Annotated in this window: 1 protein-coding gene; it reads right to left on the bottom strand. The window is 56.3% G+C overall.

Features of this window, described 5'->3' with window-relative positions; translation table 11 throughout:
* Nucleotides 1-23: 23 nt before the first annotated feature.
* On the bottom strand, nucleotides 24-1046 hold a 1023-nt coding region (locus BK665_RS32940), incomplete at its 5' end, for an integrase core domain-containing protein (RefSeq protein ID WP_123410632.1).

The following is a 1046-nucleotide window of genomic DNA, read 5'->3' as shown; positions in this document are numbered from 1 at the left end:
CGATGTAGAAACGGGAACATCCTTTACAAACGAAACCGGGGACATCCTTTACGTTTTTGTGGGTTTGAAAGGCGGTTTTCACCGTTTTTCAACCTGCCTAACAAGTAATCGCATAGATACACTTCCCAAACATCATCTTCCACCTCTTGCAACCCCAGCGCCTCACCCACCAGTGATTCGCTGACAAATACCATCCCGCCTTTCCACTTCATCGAGCCGTTTTGCCGGACTTTCCTGACCAGCATTGGTGAGGGGTAATTCACCTCCGGCACATGCCCGTCGTAATGGCGGCTGGATGGCACGTAAACGTCTGCTGGAACCTTCATCTCCAACGCCTTGTGGGGACGTTCGTAGTTGTATTCCTGGCGAAACCGTTCAAACGCCAACTGCTGCTGCACCAGATTATGTTCTGGCGCCTGAAGCAACGCGGCCTTGAGGGTGCGGTGCATGCGTTCATGGCGGCCATTCTGGTCAGGACGTCCAGGTTGGATACGTTCGGGATAGATCCCCAGACGTATCCACCACGCGGCCAAACTGGAAATTCGTGATACGCCCGTCGAAGCAAACGGCGAGCCGTTATCCGTGCGAATGACATTCGGCAGACCGTACTCTCGAAAGGCCCAGTCAAACCCTTCACGCGCCCCGGCCACACTGCTTTGCGCCCGACACACCAGCAGGAACCGGCTGACATGATCGGAAATCGTCAACGGAAAGCACCGCTGGCCTGATTGCAGGGCAAAGTCGCCTTTGAAATCCGCAGCCCATGTCTGGTTGGGCTCGGTGGCTTCGCGCAAGGGCGTCTTTGCGGTGGGCGGACGATTAAGGAAACGTCGCTTTTGCACCAAACCTGCGCGCTTGAGCCATTCGCCAGCCGTGCTCAACGCCGGCCAGGACAAGTCCGGGTGCGCTTTTTTCAGGTTATGGACCAGCTTCTCGGGGCCCCAGCTCGCGTGCTCTCGCTTGTAGGCGATCAGCAGCTCAAGAATCTGGTCGCTGACTTGATAAGGGCTGTGATGTGGACGCCTGGACAGCTCTTTAAGCCCGTC

Origin of the sequence: Pseudomonas frederiksbergensis, from assembly GCF_003732665.1 — a bacterium.
In the GTDB taxonomy this organism is placed as follows: Bacteria; Pseudomonadota; Gammaproteobacteria; order Pseudomonadales; family Pseudomonadaceae; genus Aquipseudomonas; species Aquipseudomonas frederiksbergensis_G.
This window is presented reverse-complemented; position numbering and strand designations above follow the sequence as displayed.